18 protein-coding genes are annotated in these 19,330 nt (G+C 64.8%); 8 read left to right on the top strand and 10 right to left on the bottom strand.

Annotation, left to right across the window (positions count from 1 at the left end; translation table 11 throughout):
- Positions 1-62 precede the first annotated feature (62 nt).
- The 4 genes from secB to VMR39_RS06255 all read left to right on the top strand — a co-directional run bounded on the left by secB (position 63) and on the right by VMR39_RS06255 (position 4,230).
- Positions 63-581 (top strand): protein-export chaperone SecB, encoded by a 519-nt coding sequence (secB, locus tag VMR39_RS06270; RefSeq protein ID WP_325415129.1) that lies wholly within the window; start codon positions 63-65, stop codon positions 579-581.
- A gap of 141 nt (positions 582-722) precedes the next feature.
- Complete coding sequence (gene murJ / locus VMR39_RS06265) at positions 723-2,312, top strand: murein biosynthesis integral membrane protein MurJ (protein WP_325415128.1); 1,590 nt, start codon at positions 723-725, stop codon at positions 2,310-2,312.
- Positions 2,313-2,329: 17 nt separating this feature from the next.
- Positions 2,330-3,334: a tryptophan--tRNA ligase gene (gene trpS, locus VMR39_RS06260; protein WP_325415127.1), complete on the top strand. Its 1,005-nt coding sequence runs from the start codon at positions 2,330-2,332 to the stop codon at positions 3,332-3,334.
- 239 nt (positions 3,335-3,573) lie between these two features.
- On the top strand, positions 3,574-4,230 hold the full coding sequence (locus tag VMR39_RS06255; protein WP_325415126.1) for a DUF4136 domain-containing protein: 657 nt from the start codon (positions 3,574-3,576) through the stop codon (positions 4,228-4,230).
- Between the two features lie 263 nt (positions 4,231-4,493).
- Here the strand turns inward: VMR39_RS06255 and queG are convergent, their stop codons facing one another.
- Positions 4,494-5,519, bottom strand: a complete 1,026-nt coding sequence (gene queG / locus VMR39_RS06250; protein ID WP_325415159.1) for a tRNA epoxyqueuosine(34) reductase QueG — start codon at positions 5,517-5,519, stop codon at positions 4,494-4,496.
- 43 nt (positions 5,520-5,562) lie between these two features.
- Here queG and VMR39_RS06245 point away from each other — a divergent pair, with 43 nt between their 5' ends.
- The 3 genes from VMR39_RS06245 to msrB are packed head-to-tail and all read left to right on the top strand — an operon-like array spanning position 5,563 to position 8,236.
- On the top strand, positions 5,563-6,552 hold the full coding sequence (locus VMR39_RS06245) for an ABC transporter ATP-binding protein (protein WP_325415125.1): 990 nt from the start codon (positions 5,563-5,565) through the stop codon (positions 6,550-6,552).
- On the top strand, positions 6,549-7,739 hold the full coding sequence (locus VMR39_RS06240) for an ABC transporter permease (protein WP_325415124.1): 1,191 nt from the start codon (positions 6,549-6,551) through the stop codon (positions 7,737-7,739). The genes VMR39_RS06245 and VMR39_RS06240 overlap by 4 nt, the downstream gene beginning before the upstream one ends.
- Before the next feature lie 20 nt (positions 7,740-7,759).
- Entirely contained in the window at positions 7,760-8,236 is a 477-nt protein-coding gene (msrB, locus tag VMR39_RS06235) for a peptide-methionine (R)-S-oxide reductase MsrB (protein ID WP_325415123.1), read from the top strand.
- Here the strand turns inward: msrB and VMR39_RS06230 are convergent.
- The 7 genes from VMR39_RS06230 to VMR39_RS06200 form a co-directional block, all read right to left on the bottom strand.
- Complete coding sequence (locus VMR39_RS06230; RefSeq protein ID WP_325415122.1) at positions 8,217-9,983, bottom strand: hypothetical protein; 1,767 nt, start codon at positions 9,981-9,983, stop codon at positions 8,217-8,219. The genes msrB and VMR39_RS06230 overlap by 20 nt on opposite strands.
- Positions 9,961-10,380: a GtrA family protein gene (locus VMR39_RS06225; RefSeq protein ID WP_325415121.1), complete on the bottom strand. Its 420-nt coding sequence runs from the start codon at positions 10,378-10,380 to the stop codon at positions 9,961-9,963. Before VMR39_RS06225 ends, VMR39_RS06230 begins: the two co-directional genes overlap by 23 nt.
- Before the next feature lie 5 nt (positions 10,381-10,385).
- Positions 10,386-11,924, bottom strand: coding sequence for an NAD(P)/FAD-dependent oxidoreductase (locus VMR39_RS06220; RefSeq protein WP_325415120.1), 1,539 nt, complete (start codon positions 11,922-11,924; stop codon positions 10,386-10,388).
- A 158-nt stretch (positions 11,925-12,082) separates the two neighbouring features.
- The gene (locus tag VMR39_RS06215) at positions 12,083-12,415 is read right to left on the bottom strand and encodes a UrcA family protein (protein WP_325415119.1); all 333 of its coding nucleotides are present in this window, start codon (positions 12,413-12,415) and stop codon (positions 12,083-12,085) included.
- A 182-nt stretch (positions 12,416-12,597) separates the two neighbouring features.
- Positions 12,598-14,187 carry a bifunctional phosphoribosylaminoimidazolecarboxamide formyltransferase/IMP cyclohydrolase gene (purH, locus tag VMR39_RS06210; RefSeq protein WP_325415118.1) on the bottom strand — a complete coding sequence of 530 codons (1,590 nt, stop codon included), beginning with the start codon at positions 14,185-14,187 and terminating at the stop codon, positions 12,598-12,600.
- A gap of 139 nt (positions 14,188-14,326) precedes the next feature.
- Positions 14,327-15,652 carry a glutamate--tRNA ligase gene (gene gltX, locus VMR39_RS06205; protein WP_325415117.1) on the bottom strand — a complete coding sequence of 442 codons (1,326 nt, stop codon included), beginning with the start codon at positions 15,650-15,652 and terminating at the stop codon, positions 14,327-14,329.
- Positions 15,653-15,660: 8 nt separating this feature from the next.
- Entirely contained in the window at positions 15,661-17,322 is a 1,662-nt protein-coding gene (locus VMR39_RS06200; protein WP_325415116.1) for an NAD+ synthase, read from the bottom strand.
- 220 nt (positions 17,323-17,542) lie between these two features.
- Here VMR39_RS06200 and VMR39_RS06195 point away from each other — a divergent pair, with 220 nt between their 5' ends.
- Positions 17,543-18,478 carry a ribose-phosphate pyrophosphokinase gene (locus VMR39_RS06195; RefSeq protein WP_325415115.1) on the top strand — a complete coding sequence of 312 codons (936 nt, stop codon included), beginning with the start codon at positions 17,543-17,545 and terminating at the stop codon, positions 18,476-18,478.
- Between the two features lie 69 nt (positions 18,479-18,547).
- Here the strand turns inward: VMR39_RS06195 and VMR39_RS06190 are convergent, their stop codons facing one another.
- Positions 18,548-18,784 (bottom strand): hypothetical protein, encoded by a 237-nt coding sequence (locus tag VMR39_RS06190; protein ID WP_325415114.1) that lies wholly within the window; start codon positions 18,782-18,784, stop codon positions 18,548-18,550.
- Between the two features lie 49 nt (positions 18,785-18,833).
- Positions 18,834-19,262 carry a VOC family protein gene (locus tag VMR39_RS06185; protein WP_325415113.1) on the bottom strand — a complete coding sequence of 143 codons (429 nt, stop codon included), beginning with the start codon at positions 19,260-19,262 and terminating at the stop codon, positions 18,834-18,836.
- Between the last annotated feature and the right edge of the window lie 68 nt (positions 19,263-19,330).

Below are 19,330 nucleotides of genomic sequence, written 5' to 3'. Positions count from 1 at the left end.
CGCGGGTCAACACGCCGGCGGCCTTCTGCCGCGGGCCAACAGCGAAAGCCAAGGTAGAGAGCATGGCCGACGAAGCCGATACCATCACCACCACCATCAATTCTGGCATCAACACCGGCAACGGCGCCGACAATGCGCCGCAGATCGCGCTGATCAGCCAGTATGTGAAGGATATGTCGTTCGAAAACCCGAACGCGCCGGCCGTCTACCAGTGGCAGGACCAGCCGCAGATCGACGTCCAGTTCAACATCGGCGCCGACAAGGTCGGTGACGAAGTGCTGGAAGTCGCGCTGAAGATCGAGGTCAAGGCCGTCGCGCCGCAGGGTACCGCCTTCGCCGTCGAACTGGTCTATGCCGCGCTGTTCGGCATGCGCAACGTGCCCGAGGATCAGATCCAGCCCTTCATGCTGGCCGAAGCCCCGCGCCTCATCTTCCCCTTCGCCCGCCGCGTGCTGGCCGACGCGATTCGCGACGGCGGTTTCCCGCCGCTGCTGCTCGACCCGATCGATTTCGGTTCGCTCTATCTCCAGCAGGCGCAGCAGATGGAAGTGACTTCAGGCGAGCCGGCCGGCCACGCCTGATCCACAGATGCCCTTGATTTCCGTTCGCCCTGTTCGAGCGAGCCTTTTGTCTCGCTCGAATGTCGAAGGGCAGTCCTTTTCTTCGCAAGAGAAGGGCGGGGCTTCGACAAGCTCAGTCCGAACGGAAAGAGGGATCATCATATGAAACTGGTCAAGGCCCTTGGCTCGGTCGGCGGGCTTACCCTTGCCAGTCGCGTCCTTGCGCTGGTGCGCGATTCGCTGGCGGCGCGCTATGTCGGGGCGGGCTTCGCATCGGATGCGTTCAACGGCGTCGCCTTCCGCCTGCCTAACATGTTCCGCGCCCTCTTCGCCGAAGGCGCCTTTTCCGCCGCCTTCATCCCGCTCTTCAACAGGAAGGCGGCGGGCGAGGGCGGCCTGCCCGCCGGCTATGATTTCGCCGAGCGTGCGCTGGCGGTGCTGCTGCCGGTCCTGATCCTCTTCACCGCGATCCTGATCGCCGCCGCCTGGCCGATCACCTGGGCGCTGTCGGGCGGTTTTTCGCGGCAGAATCCGACGGCTGAGCAATTCGCCTTCGCTGTCACCCTGTCGCGCATCACCATTCCCTATCTGGCGCTGATCTCGCTCGCCTCGCTGCTGGGTGGCATCCTCAATTCGCTCGACAAATTCTGGGTCAACGCGGCCGCGCCGATCCTGCTCAACGTCGCGATGATCGCGGGGTTGTGGTTTTTCCATGGCGCCGACGAATATGAAACGGCGAGGGTACAGGCCATGTCGGTGACGATCGGCGGCGCGTTGCAACTGCTGTGGCTGATCTGGGCGTGCAGGCGGGCGGGCGTATCGATGAAATTGAAGCGCCCGCGCCTGGACGGCGACGTGCGCGAACTGCTGCGCCTGATCGTCCCCGCCGCCGCCGGTGCCGGCGCGTCGCAGATCAACCTGCTTATCTCCACCGCCTTGTCGGGCTGGCTGCTGGCGTCGGGTTCGATCACCTATATCTATTATGCCGATCGCCTGAACCAGCTGCCGCTCGGCCTGATAGGGATCGGCCTCGGCACGATATTGCTGCCTACCATCTCGCGCATGTTGTCGAAGGGGCAGGAGGCGGAGGCGATGGAGACGCAGAACCGGGGCATCGAACTCGCCCTGTTCCTGACCTTGCCAGCTACCGTCGCCTTTCTGATCGTGGCGGAGCCGATCGTGCGCGGCCTGTTCCAATATGGCCGCTTCACGCCGGAGGATGCGATGCGTTGCGGCTGGGCGCTGTCGGCCTTCTCGATCGGCCTGCCCAGCTATGTACTCGTGAAGGTGCTGACGCCCGGCTATTATGCGCGCGGCGACACCAGGACGCCGGTGCGCTACGCCATGCTGTCGATCGTCATCAACATCGTCGGCAACCTCGCCATGATCCCTACTTTGGGGCGGCTTGGGCTGGGCCATGTCGGCCCGCCGCTCGCCACCGCGCTGTCTTCGACCGTCAATGTCGCGATGCTCTACACCACGCTGGTGAAGCGCGGCCATTTCGCCGCCGATGCCGGATTGCGCCGTCGCATTCCGCGTCTGGCCGTCGCCGCGCTCATCATGGGCATCGCGCTCTGGGCCGGGGAAGATCTGCTCGATCCCTGGCTGACCGGGGCGATGCTCCAGCGCTATGTGGCGCTGGCGGTGCTGGTCGGCGCAGGCGTGGCGCTTTACGGGCTGGCATCCTTCGTCACGGGAGCCTATCGGCTGTCCGACCTCAAGGCGCTGATGCGCCGCAAAAGTTCAACCTGAGAAGAACGGATCAATAAATGCGCGTCCTTTCCGGCATCCAGCCCACCGGCAATCTGCACCTTGGCAACTACCTCGGCGCGATCCGTAACTGGGTGCGGATGCAGGATGAGATGGATAGTGACAGCCAGTGCTTCTTCTTTCTCGCCGACATGCACTCGATCACCGTTCACGAAGGGCGCGAGCAGCGCATCCGCAACGTCCGCGACATGGCCGCCGCTTTGGTCGCCGCCGGAATCGACCCGGACCGCTCGGTCCTGTTCAATCAGGCGCGTGTGCCCGCCCATGCCGAGCTGTGCTGGCTGCTGAACGGTACTGCGCGGATTGGCTGGCTCAACCGCATGACCCAATTCAAGGACAAGGTCGGTAAGGACCGCGAGGGCGCCTCGATCGGCCTGTTCGTCTATCCCGTGCTCCAGGCGGCCGACATTCTGATCTACAACGCCACCCATGTGCCGGTGGGCGAGGACCAGAAGCAGCATCTGGAACTGGCGCGCGACATCGCGACCAAGTTCAACACCGATTTCGGCGTCGACCTGTTCACCATGCCCGCCCCGATCATCCCCAAGGAATCGGCGCGCATCATGTCCTTCCGCGACGGCACGGCGAAGATGTCCAAGTCCGATCCGTCCGATATGAGCCGGATCAACCTGACCGATGACGACGACGCCATCATGAACAAGGTGAAGAAGGCGAAAACCGACCCCGAACCGCTGCCCGAAACGGCGGAAGGTCTGGCGAGCCGTCCCGAAGCGAACAACCTCGTCGGCATCTACGCCACCCTGTCTGGAACCACCGCCGACGCGATATGCGCCGAATTTGCCGGCAAGGGCTTCGGCGCGTTCAAGCCGGCGCTGGGCGAGGTGCTGGTGGAGACGCTCCGTCCGATTCGCGAGCGGTTCATGGAGTTGCGCACCGACGACGCGGCGCTCGACGCGATCCTCGACAAGGGCGCGGCCAAGGCGGCGGCGGCAGCCGAACCGACCCTGCGCGCGGCCTATGACGCGATGGGTCTCATGCGCTGACGCGCGGGGGCCTGACGCGCCGTCCGCGACCGATGCGCCAAAGTCACAGGGCTGGTCCGAAAGGGCTGGCCCTTTTCTTTGGGCTACGGAATAGCCATCTCCGCAGCGTCGTAGATGTGGGAACATGGTTTTGCGCCCGTTCGATGGGTTCGCGCGTTCAAACGATGTTCAGTTGCGTTTTGCTATGACAGGGCGCAAAGATGATCGCAGGCTCCTCGCCTGATACAGGACGTAAAAACATGGCTCGTTTCAACAAGATCGGTCTGTTCGCTGCGCCGGCTCTGGCGCTGGTCGCGCTGTCTGGCTGCGCCACGGGCTTCAAGGCCGATGTCGCCCGTTTCCAGCAACTTCCCGCGCCCGCCGGGCAGAGCTACACCATCGTCGCCGACGATCCGCGGCTCGCTGGTGGACTCGAATTCTCCCATTATGCCGATCTTGTCGGGCAGCGCCTGAGCCAGACCGGCTATGTCGCCGCCAGCGACCCGGCCCGCGCGGACCTGATCGTCCGCGTCGCCTATGATGTCGACAATGGCCGTGAAAAGGTGCGCTCGACCGGCTTCGGCGGCCCTTATGGGGCTGGCTGGGGACCGTGGGGCGGTGGCTTTGGCGGCCGCTGGGGCCGTCCGTGGGGCTATGGCTTCTACGATCCGTGGCTGTTCGGTGGCGCCGGCTATAATGATGTGTCGAGCTACACCGTCTACACCAGCGACCTCAGCATGAAGATCGACCGCGCCGCCGACAATCGCCGCCTGTTCGAAGGCAAGGCGAGCGCCCAGTCGCTGTCGAACAAGCTGACCTATCTGGTCCCGAATCTGATCGACGTCATGTTCACCAACTTTCCCGGCCAGAGTGGGGAAAATGTGAAGGTGACGCTGCCGCCCGAAAAGAAGGGCTGACAGACCAGCAGGATAAGGGCGGCTCCCAGCCAAGCCCCTGTCTGACCCGGCGCTTGTGTAAGCGCCGGGTTTTCTTTTAATCATGATGTCGCGGTGCGTCGGCCAAGTCAGAAGCAAATGAATGGCGGAAAAGCGTGGCCACTATCCAATTCCGTCATGCCGACCCCTTCGACAGACTTGCTCCGGCATTCAAGCGCTTCGTCGCATGCGACCCCAGCCTGCGCTGGGGTGACGGATTATGATCGCCAGCGGAACCGCCCCGCTTAGCCCGACAGCTTTCCAATCGCCCACTGGGCCGCTTCCGCCACCACCGGATCTTCGTCTCCGACCAGCGCTTGCAATCGGCCCAATAACCGCGCGTCGCCGCTGTTGCCTGCCGCGATGGCGGCGTTACGGACCATGCGGTTGCGGCCGATACGCTTGATGGGCGAGCCAGAGAAGATTTCGCGAAAGGTCACGTCGTCCAGGTCGAGGAGGTCGCCGATTTCGGGCGCGGCAAGTTCGGCGCGGCCGACGAAGGCCCGGTTCGCCGCCGCGGCGTCGGCGAACTTGTTCCAGGGACAGACGGCAAGGCAATCGTCGCAGCCATAGACGCGGTTGCCGATACCTTCGCGTAGTTCCTCCGGTATTGGCCCCTTATGCTCGATGGTGAGGTAGGAAATGCAGCGGCGTGCATCCACCACATAGGGGGATGGGAAGGCGTCGGTCGGGCAGGCGGTCTGGCAGGCGGTGCAGCTGCCGCAATGGTCGCGCTCCGGGCCATCCGGTTCCAGCGCCAGTTCGGTATAGATGGCGCCCAGGAACAGCCAGCTGCCATGGTCGCGGCTGACGAGGTTGCTGTGCTTGCCCTGCCAGCCAAGGCCAGCCCCCTGCCCCAGCGGCTTTTCCATGACGGGGGCGGTATCCACGAACACTTTCAGCGCAGTCGGTTGCTGATCGACCAGCCAGCGGGCGAGGCTTTTGAGCGCCTTCTTGACGACGTCGTGATAATCCTTGCCCTGCGCATAGACGGAAAAGCGCGCGCGGTCGGGCACATCGGCCAGCGCCAGCGGATCGCGCCCCGGCGCATAGCTCATGCCCAGCATGATGACGCTGCGCACGTCGGACCATAGTCCCTTGGGCGATCCACGCTGCTCCGCGCGATCTTCCATCCACAGCATCTCGCCATGATGGCCCGCGTCCAGCCACTGGCGCAACCGTTCGCCCGTCTTGGGCGCGACATCGGCGGGCGCGATACGGCAGGCGGCGAAGCCCAGCCGCAGCGCCTCGGCTTTCAGCCGCTGTTCCAAGGTTTCTATAGGCACGGGCACGGGTCCAGACTATCAGAGCGGGATGATCGGCGACACTCCGGCATCGGCCATCCCTGCACCGCTCGCCCCGCAAGCGGCCTATGCCGTCGAAGGCCATGGGCTTGTCAAGAGTTTCGGCAGTTTCCGGGCGGTCGACGGGATCGACATCGCGGTGCCGGCCGGATCGATCTACGGCGTGCTCGGCCCCAATGGCGCGGGCAAGACGACGCTGCTGCGCACGCTGCTGGGCATAGTCGACCCGGATGAAGGGCATCGCAGCCTGCTGGGTGCGGCGCAGCCTCTGCGCATGGCGCCCGAGGTCGGTTATCTGCCGGAAGAGCGCGGCCTCTATCCGTCCATGAAGGCCTATGAGGCGATCGCTTTCATGGGGGCGTTGCGCGGCCTGCCGCTGAAAGTCGGGCGCGAGCGGGCCAAGGCGATGCTCGCCGATCATGGCATGGGCGCGTCGATCGACAAGCCGATCCGGCAATTGTCCAAGGGCATGGCCCAGACGGTGCAGCTGTTCGGCACCATCGTCCATGAGCCGCGCCTGATCGTGCTGGACGAGCCTTTTTCCGGCCTGGACGCGATCAATCAGGAGAAGCTGGAGGCGCTGATCCGCGCGCAGGCACGACGGGGCGTCACCATTCTCTTTTCCACCCATGTCATCGCCCATGCCGAACGGCTGTGCGAGCGGATCGCCATCGTCGCTGGCGGGCGCATCCGGTTCGAGGGCACGCCGGGCGAGGCGCGCGACCGGCTGCGCCCGCAGGTGCGGCTGCGCACCCGGACGGTCGACGGGGCGTGGCGCCGCGCGCTGCCGGAGGACACGATGGCGGAGGAAGGGGTGTGGCACTTCGCCCTGCCCGACGAAGGGATCGAACCGCTGCTGCGCGCGCTGATCGACGATCAGGCGGGGATAGAGAGCCTGTCGATCGAGCGGCCGGGCCTGCACGATGCCTTCGTCGCCATTGCCGGCGCGGCGGTGGCGAAACAGATGCAGGATGACCGGGTGCAGGAGGAAGAGGCATGAAGCAGCTGTGGCGCGCCGCCTTCGTCATCGCCCGGCGGGACTTTACCGCCGTGGTGCTGTCTCGCACCTTCATCCTGTTCCTGCTGGGGCCGTTGTTGCCGATCCTGATCGGCTTTGCCTTTGGCGGGCTGGGAGAGAAGATTTCCAATACCGACCTGCGCCCGGTCGTCGGCGTCGCCATGTCGGCGCAGGACAGCGCGGCGCTGGAGCGGGCGCATGATCGCCTGACCGAACGGATGGGCGAGCAGGCCCTGCCCCGCCTGCGCCGCGTGCCGGCCAGTCCCGCGCCGCGGGTCCAGCTCGCCCGTCCGGATTCGGAGGTGGTGGCGATCCTGTCCGGCAGCGTCGCCCGGCCCGTGCTGACCGGCAAGGCGGAGGATCTGAACCGGTTGCAGGGCGACCTCAGCCTGATGTCGAGCGCGGCCAAGGCCGAGCGAACGCTGCAACTGGTGAAGGTCGAACGGCAGGAGGTCGCCACGAGCCTGGGCGCGCAGGCGCAGGCGCGGCTGGTGATCGGCCGGATCGCGCAGGTGGTGATGTTCTTCCTCACCATCCTGCTCGCCGGTATGATCCTGTCCAATCTGGTCGAGGAAAAGACCAACAAGATCATTGAGATATTGGCTGCCGCCATCCCGATCGACGCGATCTTCCTCGGCAAGCTGATGGCGATGTTGGCGATGAGCTTCGTGGGCATCGCCTTCTGGGGCGGCACGGCGTTTGGCATTTTCCTGGCGCTGGGCGGCGGCGCGTCGGGACTACCCGCGCCGGCGGTCGGGTGGCCGATCTTCCTGCTGCTGGCGGTGCTGTATTTCGCCATGGCCTATACGCTGCTCGGATCGCTGTTCCTGGGGATCGGCGCGCAGGCGGCAACGGTGCGCGAGGTGCAGACACTCAACATGCCGATCACCATGGGGCAGATGCTGATCTTCTTCTTCGCCAGCTATGCGGTCGATCATATGGGATCGCCGGCGGAGGTGGCGGCGTGCATCTTCCCGTTCAGCTCGCCCTTCGCGATGATCGCGCGGGCGGCGCAGGACGCCACGCTCTGGCCGCATGTGGTGGCGCTGCTGTGGCAGGCGGCGTTCGTGGCGCTGATCATCCGCGTGGGCGTGCTGCTGTTCCGCCGTCATGTGATGCAGTCGGGCGGGCGCTGGTGGAAGAGGCTGTTCAGGCCGGCGACAGGCTGAGTGGGCTAGGGATGGCCGCCATGAACCGGCGGCATTTCCTGGGTGGCGTCGCGACCGGCGTCACCGCTATCGTCCTGTGGCAACTCCTCCCCGATGCGGCGGAGGCGGCCTATCCCTTCACCCTGACCGATGCCGAATGGCGCAGGCGGCTCAGCCCCTGGGCCTACAAGGTGCTTCGGCAGCAGGCCACCGAGCATCCCTATACCAGTCCACTCAATGACGAGCATCGCGCCGGTACCTTCGCCTGCGCCGGCTGTAGGCAGAGGCTGTTCAGTTCGAAGACCAAGTTCGACAGCGGCACTGGCTGGCCAAGCTTCTGGGCGGCGCTGCCCAAGGCGGTAGGCACCAGCCGCGACCTTGGCCTGGGTGAGGTGCGCACCGAAGTCCATTGCGCGCGTTGCGGCGGGCATCTGGGCCATGTCTTCGATGACGGGCCGCGACCGACCGGCAAGCGTTACTGCATGAACGGAGTGGCGCTCAGCTTCCTGCCGGCTTGATGCGGTAGATATGAAGTGGCCCATTGCCGGGCAGCGGCGTCAGCCAGCTCGGCACCTGTTTGCGCGACAGCATCGCGGCAAGACCTCTGGAATTGGCCTTTACGTAGACATTGTCTTCGTTGAGGCCGTCGCAATTCACAAGATAGGTCGCGCGCGTGCGGGCGATTACCCTTCTCGTAGCATCGGGTGCGTCGACGAAGCTGTGGATAACGGCGGCAATGCCGACGGCGTTGCGGTGATGGGCGGTGCCGATCACGCTGTGGGGCGTCTGCGCCAATATGTCGGGGCCAAGGTCGATCGGGGCAAGTAGCGTGGCGGTCGGCAACGTCTTGAGCGGCGCCAGCACGGCAGCGGACCGGCAGTCGGCGCTGGCCTTCTTCGTCGCCGGTTCGGGCTGTTCGATGAGCGCGACCCAGACGGCGCAGAGGCCGGCCGGGGTGAGCAGCACCAGTGCGACCGAGCCGGGTACGCGCAGCAGCGCACGCGGTGACGCCTGCACCCGGCGGAAGAGCTGAAGCAGGAGCCAGGCCGTGCCGGGCAGAGCGAAAAGATGGGCGACCGAGAGCGCCCGCATCACCAGCATCGACACCGCGACCGCGCCGCAGAGCAGCAGGATCAGCATGAGCCAGCGCATCCGGGCATCGCCTTCGTTCGCGCGTGCGGCCATCAGGCTTGCGCCAAGGCCGATCAACGATGGCAACAGGATGATGCCCTGCATGGACAAGCTTTGCTCCCAGAAGGGACGACCTTCCATCACCTGAAGATACCAGAGCCTGTAGGCCAGCGGGCCGAGCGCCGCGAAGGGATCGCCTGACAGGCAGGGGCCGCCGGTGACAAGGAAGATCGCCAGTGCCGCGCCCCCGCCGATCACCGCGATGGCGAAACGTCGGCCCGCCGATTGGGTGCCGATGATTGGCGTCGCAACGCCGGTTGCGGTAGCAAGCCCGACCAGCGGCCAGAGATAGGCTGCCGACAAGGCGTCGCACTGGGTGGTGACGAGCGCCTGCCCGCCACGGAGCAGGGCGAGCAGCAGCAGCGCGGCGGCGCCCAGCGTCAGGGCGAAGGCAATGAAGCGTGGCGCCTGATCACGCGCGATCCAGTGGCGCAGGGCGAAGGCTCCCGCGAAGATCGCGGTATAGGGCAGCGCTTCGCTGGAAATCTGAAGCCAGAGCGCGAGCGCCAGAGCGGCGACGATCCCGCCGCGCGCGGCGCGGGCGTCCATCGCGCTGGCAAGTGCGATCGCCGCCAGCATGATCTGCCAGCCATGATGATCGATCCGCAGCGGCGTGAATTGCACCAATATGCTGGGGGTGGTCAGCAGCAGCCCGACGGCGAGCAGGGCGATGCCGCTGTTGGCGACGCGCCTTGCGGCCAGGAAAAGGGCGGCAGTCAGGCCACCCAGCAGGAGGCATGGCACGATGGCGCAGGCGATCATTTCCGCACTGGCGGTTCCCAGCAGCGGTCGCAGCAGCAGGATCAGGCCCGCGACAGGCATGTCGACAATCCGCGACCAGTGCATGGGGCCGCCGAGGGGCGGGTTTACGCGGTGCTGGCTGACGTCATGAAAGGCCTGTCCGCCGATCCAGTCGCGTATCTGTACCAGCCGCATCGCATCGTCGGGATCGCGGAAGGCAAGGGTCGCAAAACCGCCATGGAACAGCCACAGCATGGCGGCGCTGCACGCCAGCCAGCCCAGCAGCGCCCAATAGGCTGCGCGGCGCAGCTCAGGTGCGGGCGAAGACGCCATATTTGCGGATCGCATAGACGGTAAGGAAGCTGGCAGGCACCGACAGCAGCTTGGCGATCGGAGCGGCGATACCCAGCAGGGTAAGGCCGCCGACCATCGCCATCGTCATGCCCATGCCCAGCAGCGCGCTGGCGATGAAGGCCAGCCGCTGGCCATGCGAAGCGCCGGTTCCGGTATTGAAGACGAAGCGAACGCTGATCACCCAATGGATCAGCAGGCCCGCCGCATAGCCGCCGGAAGCGGCGGCAACGGGCGGCATGCCGATCCGGTCCAGCATCAGAAAGAGGATGAAGTCGCCCGACAGCGCGCAGATGCTGGCCAGCATATAGCGGGCGAACGTCAGGCGCGCGATCGGCGCGGCGAGCGCCCGCAGCCGGTCGACCCCGGTCCCGGACATGAGGATCAGGCGGCCTTCAGCCGCGACGGGACGGCGCGGACGCTGGCGAGCGCCGCCTGCGCATCGGCGTCGGTCGTTCCGTTATTTTGGCCTTCCTCGCCCGCCTCATGATATTCGGCATCCTCATTGACCTGCCACACGTCATGGACGCGCTTGCCCGCGACGATGTTGCGAACGGTCAGCATCGCCGTCATCATTGCATGGTCCTGATTATTATAGCGGTGCATGCCGTTGCGACCGACCATGTGGAGCGTCGGATAACGCGCCTCCAGTTCGGTGCGCATCGCCAGCACATTGGCGGCATAGGCATCGTCATAGACCGGATAGGCCTTTTCCTGCCGCACGACCGCGCCGCCGACGACATCGTCGGGGTTGCAGAGGCCGAGCGTCGCCATTTCCTTCTTGGCCAGTTCGACGAGGTCGGCGTCGGACGAAGACCAGAGACCATCGCCTTCGAAGCAGAAATATTCGAGGCCGACGCAGGCGAGCGTGGGGTCGGGCACCATTTCGGGCGACCAGCTGCGGAAATTCTGAATGCGGCCGACCTGCACCTTGCTGTCGTGGATATAGATCCAGTTGTCGGGGAAGATATCATCCCCCTTCACCATCAGCGCCACGGTCAGGAAGTCGCGATATTTGAGGTCCATCGCCTCCGGCAGGCTCGCCGGCAGCGGATGAATGCGGCCCGCGAGTTCGCGCATCGGCGCGGAACTGATGACATGGGCGGCGTTGATGACGACGTCGCCGTCCGGGCCGTCCGCGATCAGCCGCCAGCGGCCACTCGCCTGATCCTCTTCCAGCCGTTTGAAGCTGTGCGCCATCAGCACCTGATTGCCGCCTTCGACCACGCGGTCGCGCGCAGCTTCCCACATCATGCCGGGGCCGAGGCGCGGGTAGCGGAACGTCTCCAGCAGCGTCTTGGTCGCCATGCCGTCATTGGGCTTCTTGTTGAGGCCGAGCGAGCGCTTCAGGCCATCGGTCACTGCGCCCCAGAGCGACAGCCCCTTGATGCGCTGTGCCGCCCAGTCTGCCGACATTTCGTCGCAGGGCATGCCCCACACCTTTTCGGTATAGGTCTTGAAGAAGATCGAGAAGAGCTTGTGGCCGAAGGCGTTGACGGTCCAGTCCTGGAAGGACTTCACATTGCGGTTCGGGAATAGGCGCGCCTTGGCGAAGCTCGTCATGCAAAGGGTCGAGCGGAATATGCCCAGGTTCCACAGCGCCTCGAACGCGCGCAGCGGATAGCTGTAGAATTTGCCTTCATAATAGATGCGGCTCATGCGCGGACGCTGAATGAAGTCGTCGGGAAGGATGTCATTCCACAGGTCGACGACCTGCTGCGACTTGGAAAAGAAACGGTGGCCGCCAATGTCGAAGCGGAAGCCGTCCAGTTCCACCGTGCGGCTGATGCCACCGACATAGACCGGATCCTTTTCGATCACGGTGACGCTGTAACCCTGCTTGGTCAGTAGATAGGCGGCAGTCAGGCCAGCGGGGCCAGCCCCGATGATGGCAACGTCCACGCTTTGGTCGGTACGCGGCATGGCAATCGATTCCCCCGGATGAACTTTCGTGCCCACGGGATTGAAGTAAATCTTCTAAGGACTGGTTAATCGCCGGTAACGATAAATGCCCGACCACGACAAAGGGCCGCCCCACATCAGTGGAGCGGCCCTCATGATCTCTTCTTGTGGAAGGGTTATCAGCTCATCCGCTGCGCGAGCACAGTCAGGTCGCCGCGTGCGCCGTCGATCGCGGCGCTGAAGCAATTGCGATAATCGTCAGTGACCGGAATGACCGAGCCGTTGACGAAACCGCACACCTGCTTGGAGGCGCGGATCAGCCGGGAATCGGCGCGGCGCATGCCATTGGTGCTGGCAAGGTTGAGGTCGGCCACGGACACGGCGATCGAGCGGGTTTCCGCGCCCGTATTGCCGTCGACGACGACATCCATGTCGTTGCTGCCGGCGCTGGCCATGCCGGGAAGCGCAAGGGCGATCGTGGCGGCCAGTGCCACCAGCGTCTTTCTGGTCATCCTATAGTCTCCTGTCGAACTGTTCTTTTGATTTTCTGCCCCACGTCTGACGTGGAAGTAGGGTCGTGCTGTAAATAGGCGCGCCCGGCGAAGTTGAAAAGAGGCCACTTCATAAAAAGTGGCAGATTTCCGCGATTTTGCGAGTGCGAAATACTCTGTTTCGCACTCGCATCAAAGTCAGTTCAGTGACGGAAGTGGCGCATGCCGGTGAAGACCATGGCGAGGCCGGCTTCGTCCGCCGCCGCGATGACTTCATCGTCGCGGATCGAGCCGCCGGGCTGGATCACCGCCGTGGCGCCGGCTTCCACCGCCGCCAGCAGGCCGTCGGCGAAGGGGAAGAAGGCGTCGGAGGCGACCGCCGAACCGATCGTGCGCGGCTCGGCCCAGCCGGCCTTTTCAGCGGCGTCCCTGGCCTTCCACGCGGCGATGCGCGCGGATTCGAGGCGATTCATCTGGCCCGCGCCCACGCCCGCGGTGCTGCCGCCCTTGGCATAGACGATGGCGTTGGACTTCACATGCTTGGCGACGGTCCAGGCGAACAGGCAGTCCTTCAACTCCTGATCGGTCGGCGCGCGCTTGGTCACGACCTTGAGTGCATCACGATCGACCTGGCCATTGTCGCGGCTCTGGACCAGCAGGCCGCCGGCGATGCTCTTGATCTGGAGGCCGGGACGGGCGGGATCGGGCAGGTCGCCGGTCAGCAGCAGGCGCAGATTCTTCTTCTTCGCGAAGATGGCCTTCGCCTCTTCGTCCGCACCCGGCGCGGCCACGACTTCGGTAAAGATGCCGCTGATCGCTTCGGCGGTGGGGCCGTCGAGCGGACGATTGACGGCGATGATGCCGCCGAAGGCCGACACGCTGTCACAGGCGAGCGCGGCTTCATAGGCCTCGATCAGCGTCTCGCCTGTGGCCACGCCGCAGGGGTTGGCATGCTTGACGATCACCACGGTCGGCGGGCCGTCGCGGAATTCGCTGACCAGTTCCAGCGCGGCGTCGGCGTCGTTATAATTATTGTAGCTGAGTTCCTTGCCCTGGATCTGCTCTGCCTGGGCGATGCCCTTGGCCGAGGGGCCGACGGGCAGATAAAGCGCGGCCGACTGGTGCGGGTTCTCGCCATAGCGCAGGGTCGAACCGAGCTTGCTCGATACGGCCAGCGTTTCGGGGAACATCACGCCCTGATCGGCGAAGGCGAACCAGCTGGCAATCATCGAGTCGTAAGCGGCGGTGGCGGCATAGGCCTTGGCGGCCAGCATCCGGCGGAAGTCGTAGCTGGTCGCGCCGCCCTTTTCCGCCATTTCGGCGATCAGGCGGGCATAGTCGGCGGGATCGGTGACGATCGCGACGCTTTCATGATTCTTGGCGGCGGAGCGGACCATGGACGGGCCGCCGATATCGATATTCTCGATGATCTCGTCACGGTCCGCACCCTTGGCGACGGTCGCGGCGAAGGGGTAGAGGTTGACGACCACCAGGTCGATCGCACCGATTTCATGCTCGGTCATCGACGCCACATGTTCCGGATTGTTGCGCACGGCGAGCAGGCCGCCATGGACCTTGGGATGCAGCGTCTTGACGCGGCCGTCCATCATCTCCGGGAAGCCGGTGAGGTCGGAAATATCCTTCACCTCAAGCCCCGCTTCGCGCAGTGCCTTCGCAGTGCCGCCGGTCGACACCAGTTCCACCCCATGCTTGCCCAGCGCCTGGCCTAGTTCGATGAGGCCCGATTTGTCGGACACGGACAGGAGGGCGCGCTTGATGGTGACGTCAGTCATGGAGCAGGGCTTTCTACAGGCAAAGGGCAGGACGACTTTGCGCCAGCCCCTTAGTCCCGTGCGGCGGAAAAATACAGCCCTTCAGGCGATCCGCCTCGCAAGCCAGCCGAAGTTCACGCCGTCGCAGGGCGTTTCGGCGTTATTGCAGGCGGCGCAGCGCCTCGTCCCTTCCGATTAGCGGCAACAGCTGTGCCATGTCCGGGCCATGATCCAGACCCGTGAGCGCCCGGCGCAGCGGTTGGAAGAGCATCTTGCCCTTGCGGCCCGTCCCCTCCTTGAGCGCGCCAGTGAGCGTGCGCCAGATGTCGGCGTCGAAGGCCGCGTCAAACAGGATGCGATGCGCGGCGGCGAGGAAATCGCGATCTTCGTCGGCGGTTTCCGGCGCATCGATCGGGCCGGTGACGATGCGCCACCAGTCGGCGGCTCCCGCAACCGTCTCCAGATTGGGGCGGATCGCGTCCCAGGCGACCGCGTCCATGCCATCGGGCAGGCGATCCGCGACGGCCTCATGAGGGAGGAGATGCACGATCTTCTGATTGAGCGTTGCGAGCTCGCCCTCATCGAAGCGCGCGGGTGCGCGGCCGAAATGGGCGAAGTCGAAACTGTCGATCAAGGGCTGCACGTCCGCGAATGGCTCGATCGGCTGCGAGCTGCCGAGGCGCGCCAGCAGCGAGGCGATGGCGGCCGGCTCCAGCCCGATCTCGCGGAAATGAGCGACGCCGAGCGAGCCGAGACGCTTCGACAGTTTGCCCTCGCTGCCGGTCAGCAGCGCTTCATGCGCGAACTGGGGCAGCGATGCGCCGAGCGCGGTGAACATCTGGATCTGGGTCGCGGTGTTGGAGACATGATCCTCGCCGCGCAGCACATGGGTGACGCCCATGTCGACATCGTCGATCACGGAAGGGAGCATGTAGAGCCATGAGCCATCGGCGCGGCGGATCACCGGGTCGGACAGCAATTTGGGATCGAAGCGCTGCTCGCCGCGGATCAGGTCGGTCCAGACGATCGGCTGGTCATGGTCCAGCTTGAAGCGCCAGTGCGGGGTGCGGCCTTCGGCTTCATGGGTGACCACCTGCTCCGGCGTCAGCGACAGCGCCGCGCGGTCATAGACCGGCGGCAGGCCGCGCCCCAGCAGGATCTTGCGACGCAGGTCCAGTTCCTGGCTGGTTTCATAGGCGGGATAGACATGGCCGGACGCCTTCAAGGCCTCGAACCGCGCTTCATAGAGGGCGAAGCGGTCGGACTGCTTCTCCTCACCATCCCAGCGGAGGCCGAGCCATTCGAGATCCGCCTTGATCGACACCGCATATTCGGGGCGCGAGCGCTCCAGGTCGGTATCGTCGAGGCGCAGGAGGAACTGGCCACCGGACTTTCTCGCCCACAACCAGTTGTGGAGCGCGGCGCGGATATTGCCGACATGAAGATGGCCGGTCGGCGATGGAGCGAAGCGGGTGATGACGGTCATGGAAACTCTTATATCGTCCGAAAACCGTTGGTGATCGGATAGCGGCGGTCGCGGCCGAAGTTGCGGATGCCCAGCTTCACGCCCGGCGGCGACTGGCGGCGCTTATATTCGGCGATGTAGAGCAGTCGCTCGATCCGGGCGACCGTCTCCTTCTCGAAGCCGCGCTCGACCAGCTTGTCGACCGACAATTCCTCCTCGACCAAGCCGTAAAGGATCGGGTCCAGCACCTCATAAGGCGGCAGGCTGTCGTCGTCGCGCTGATTGTCGCGCAGTTCGGCGCTGGGCGGCTTGGTGATGACGCGGTCGGGCATGACCGGGCCGGCGGGGCCAAAGCCTTCGCCGAGCGACGGCATGTTTTCGTTCCGCCAGCGGCAGAGGTCGAACACCGTCGTCTTGTAGGCGTCCTTCAGCACCGAATAGCCACCCGCCATGTCGCCATAGATGGTGGCATAGCCGACCGACATCTCGCTCTTGTTGCCAGTGGTGAGCAGCATGTGGCCGAACTTGTTGGACAGGCCCATCAGCGTCACGCCGCGGATGCGCGACTGGATATTCTCTTCGGTCAGATCGCGCTGGCGGCCTTCGAAGACGGGGCCGAGCATCGTATCGAAGGCGGCGACGGCCGGCTCGATCGGAATGGTGTCGTAGCGGACGCCGAGCAGGCGGGCGCATTCGACCGCGTCGTCCAGGCTCTCCTGCGACGTGAAGCGCGAGGGCATCATCACGCACCAGACGCGATCGGCGCCCAGCGCATCGACCGCGACGGCGGCGGACAGGGCGGAATCGATGCCGCCCGACAGGCCCAGCACCACGCCGGGGAAGCGGTTGCGGTTCACATAGTCGCGCAGGCCCAGCACCATCGCATTATAGATGTCGGCCGGACGCGGATCGAGGTCGTGCTTGTCGCCGGGCAGGCAAACCCACTGGCCATCCCATTTTTCCCAGCTGGTGAGGGTCAGCGCCTCTTCCCAGTCGGGCATCTGGTGCGCGATGCCGAGGTCGCCGTTCATGACAAAGGACGCGCCGTCGAACACCAGTTCGTCCTGCCCGCCGACGCGATTGAGATAGACGAGCGGCAGGCCGGTTTCGCGGACGCGGGTTCCCGCGACGGCGTTGAGGCGGCGATCGTCCTTGTCCACCTCGAACGGGCTGCCATTGGGGCTGATCAGGATTTCCGCGCCCTCGCTGCGCAGATGCGCGGTGACGAAGGGAAACCAGATATCCTCGCAGATCGGCACGCCGATCCTGACGCCCCGGAAGTCGATCGGGGCCGGCAGCGGGCCGGGGGCGAACAGACGCTTTTCATCGAACGTGCCGTAATTGGGCAATTCGCGCTTCTGCCGGATCGCCGTCACCGCGCCATTGTCGATCAGCGCGACGACATTGAACAGCACGCCCTGCGAGGCGACGACGGTGCCGACCAGCATCGCCGGGCCGCCATCGGCGCTTTCCTGCGCCAGCCGGTCGAGCTGGTAATTGGCCTGATCGACCAGCGCGGGCTTCAGCACCAGATCCTCGGGCGGATAGCCGATCAGCTGGAGTTCAGGATAGACGATGAGGTCCGCGCCCTTCGCCCGCGCGCGCCATTCCAGCATGGCGTCGGCATTGGCCTTCAGGTCGCCCACGGACTGGGTCATCTGCGCAAGCGCGATCACGAGTTTGTCGGTCATGCCTCGCGCCCTAGAGCATTTTCGCTATTTGCGAAAATGCTCTGTTTTTCGATGCCGCATTTTCGAACCTGACACTGCTTCGCACGCGTTCTGAAAATGCTTGGTCCATTTTGTCGCAGGGCGCAAAAGCGCCTTCCCACATGGGACATGCGCCGCTAAAGGGGCCGCGTTTCGCGCATCGTCATCAATTCGTCACGCCAATCAGCCTGGGGATTTCGCCATGAAACTCATGACCGGCAATTCGAACAAGCCGCTTGCGGCCGCCATCGCCGACTATATCGAGATCCCCCTGACCGACGCCAGCGTCCGCCGCTTCGCGGACGAGGAAGTTTTCGTTGAAATTCATGAGAATGTCCGCGGCGAGGACGTTTTCGTAATCCAGTCGACGGCCTATCCGACCAACGACAATCTGATGGAATTGCTGATCATGATCGACGCGCTGAAGCGCGCGTCGGCCAAGCGAATCACTGCCGTCGTCCCCTATTTCGGCTATGCCCGCCAGGACCGAAAGCCCGGCCCGCGGACGCCGATCAGCGCCAAGCTGGTCGCCAACCTGATCACCACCGCCGGCGCCGACCGCGTGCTGTCGGTCGATCTCCACGCCGGGCAGATCCAGGGCTTCTTCGACATTCCGACCGACAATCTGTTCGGTGCGCCGGTGATGTCGGCCGACATCCAGGCCCGCTTCGGCGACAAGAACATCATGGTCGTGTCGCCCGACGTGGGCGGCGTGGTGCGCGCCCGTGCGCTCGCCAAGCGGCTCGACAATGCCCCGCTCGCCATCGTCGACAAGCGCCGCGAGCGCGCGGGCGAGTCGGAAGTGATGAACATCATCGGCGACGTGAAGGGCCGTTTCTGCATCCTCATCGACGACATCGTCGATTCGGCCGGTACGCTGTGCAACGCGGCCGGCGCCCTCAAGGCCGCGGGCGCTGAGGATGTGATCGCCTATGTCAGCCATGGCGTGCTGTCGGGCGGCGCGGTCGCGCGCGTCGAGGCTTCGGAACTGCTGGAACTGGTCATCACCGACTCGATCCAGGGCACGGACGCGGTGAACGGCGCCCAGCGCATCCGGCACCTGCCTATTGCTCCACTGCTGGGCGAAGCGATCAAGCGCATCGCCGACGAGAGTTCGGTTTCCAGCCTGTTCGACTGAGTTGGATCGGATTGGGAAATCATTCAGCCGCCGGGAAACCGGCGGCTTTTTCTATGGCCTATAAAACGCTCAATGCGCCGGAAACAGGATCAACGGCAGGGCGAAGATCAGCGCCAGGCCGGCGGTGATGCGCTGGCCGCGCGACACGCCCAGCGGCAGGTCGCGCCAGATCATCGGACAGGCAAGCAGCGCAAAGACGATGAGGATGTTGGAGATCGTCACCGAACCGCCGATCGGCAGATCCTGCCGCAGTGCAAGGCCGCCAAGCAGGCAGATGAAGCTCAATATCCAGCCGACCAGCGCCATGACCGTCCCTTTCCACGTCGGAGGCTAGAACGGCCGGGTTTCTAAAGGTTTAACTTATGGGAACCCAGGGATCGTAGCTGCCGAAGCTCCAGACATTGCCTTCCGGATCGAGCGCCGTGTAGCCGCGCCCCGGATAGCCGTCATTATCCTGCGGTTCCTGCACAACGACCGCGCCTTCGTTGCGGGCATGGAGGCAATGGGTGTCAGGATCGGGCACGACGACATAGACACAGCCCGTGACGCCGCCCAGATCGCGCGCGGTGGACCAGGTGTAGAGCGATTCGCTCTCCATATCCTTGACGCTGCCCAGCATCACCATGCCGTTCCCAAGCACCAGTTGCGCATGATGGATGATGGTCGGGTCGACTTCGTCCGGATAAACCGCGTGCCGTTCAAAGCCGAAAGCGTCGCACAGGAAATCGATGGCGGCAGGCGCGTTGGCATAGCGCAGGCACGGGATGGCGGGCGAACCGGGCATCTTGCTCTCCTCTTATCGGATTCGAGAGGCGGCCAGTCTAGCGCAGTCGCTCCTCAACCGCTAGGCGA

Source organism: Sphingobium sp., assembly GCF_035511395.1.
In the GTDB taxonomy this organism is placed as follows: Bacteria; Pseudomonadota; Alphaproteobacteria; order Sphingomonadales; family Sphingomonadaceae; genus Sphingobium.
This window is presented reverse-complemented; position numbering and strand designations above follow the sequence as displayed.

Excerpts from the sequence above, each read along its gene's own strand:
- VMR39_RS06240 (WP_325415124.1), top strand. The coding sequence starts at position 6,549 with ATGAAGCAGCTGTGGCGCGCCGCCTTCGTCATCGCCCGGCGGGACTTT.
- VMR39_RS06195 (WP_325415115.1), top strand. The coding sequence starts at position 17,543 with ATGAAACTCATGACCGGCAATTCGAACAAGCCGCTTGCGGCCGCCATC.
- msrB (WP_325415123.1), top strand. The coding sequence starts at position 7,760 with ATGAACCGGCGGCATTTCCTGGGTGGCGTCGCGACCGGCGTCACCGCT.
- murJ (WP_325415128.1), top strand. The coding sequence starts at position 723 with ATGAAACTGGTCAAGGCCCTTGGCTCGGTCGGCGGGCTTACCCTTGCC.
- VMR39_RS06185 (WP_325415113.1), bottom strand. The coding sequence starts at position 19,262 with ATGCCCGGTTCGCCCGCCATCCCGTGCCTGCGCTATGCCAACGCGCCT.
- VMR39_RS06200 (WP_325415116.1), bottom strand. The coding sequence starts at position 17,322 with ATGACCGACAAACTCGTGATCGCGCTTGCGCAGATGACCCAGTCCGTG.
- VMR39_RS06245 (WP_325415125.1), top strand. The coding sequence starts at position 5,563 with ATGATCGGCGACACTCCGGCATCGGCCATCCCTGCACCGCTCGCCCCG.
- purH (WP_325415118.1), bottom strand. The coding sequence starts at position 14,187 with ATGACTGACGTCACCATCAAGCGCGCCCTCCTGTCCGTGTCCGACAAA.
- VMR39_RS06225 (WP_325415121.1), bottom strand. The coding sequence starts at position 10,380 with ATGTCCGGGACCGGGGTCGACCGGCTGCGGGCGCTCGCCGCGCCGATC.
- VMR39_RS06215 (WP_325415119.1), bottom strand. The coding sequence starts at position 12,415 with ATGACCAGAAAGACGCTGGTGGCACTGGCCGCCACGATCGCCCTTGCG.
- VMR39_RS06220 (WP_325415120.1), bottom strand. The coding sequence starts at position 11,924 with ATGCCGCGTACCGACCAAAGCGTGGACGTTGCCATCATCGGGGCTGGC.
- VMR39_RS06255 (WP_325415126.1), top strand. The coding sequence starts at position 3,574 with ATGGCTCGTTTCAACAAGATCGGTCTGTTCGCTGCGCCGGCTCTGGCG.
- VMR39_RS06190 (WP_325415114.1), bottom strand. The coding sequence starts at position 18,784 with ATGGCGCTGGTCGGCTGGATATTGAGCTTCATCTGCCTGCTTGGCGGC.
- VMR39_RS06230 (WP_325415122.1), bottom strand. The coding sequence starts at position 9,983 with ATGGCGTCTTCGCCCGCACCTGAGCTGCGCCGCGCAGCCTATTGGGCG.
- trpS (WP_325415127.1), top strand. The coding sequence starts at position 2,330 with ATGCGCGTCCTTTCCGGCATCCAGCCCACCGGCAATCTGCACCTTGGC.
- secB (WP_325415129.1), top strand. The coding sequence starts at position 63 with ATGGCCGACGAAGCCGATACCATCACCACCACCATCAATTCTGGCATC.
- gltX (WP_325415117.1), bottom strand. The coding sequence starts at position 15,652 with ATGACCGTCATCACCCGCTTCGCTCCATCGCCGACCGGCCATCTTCAT.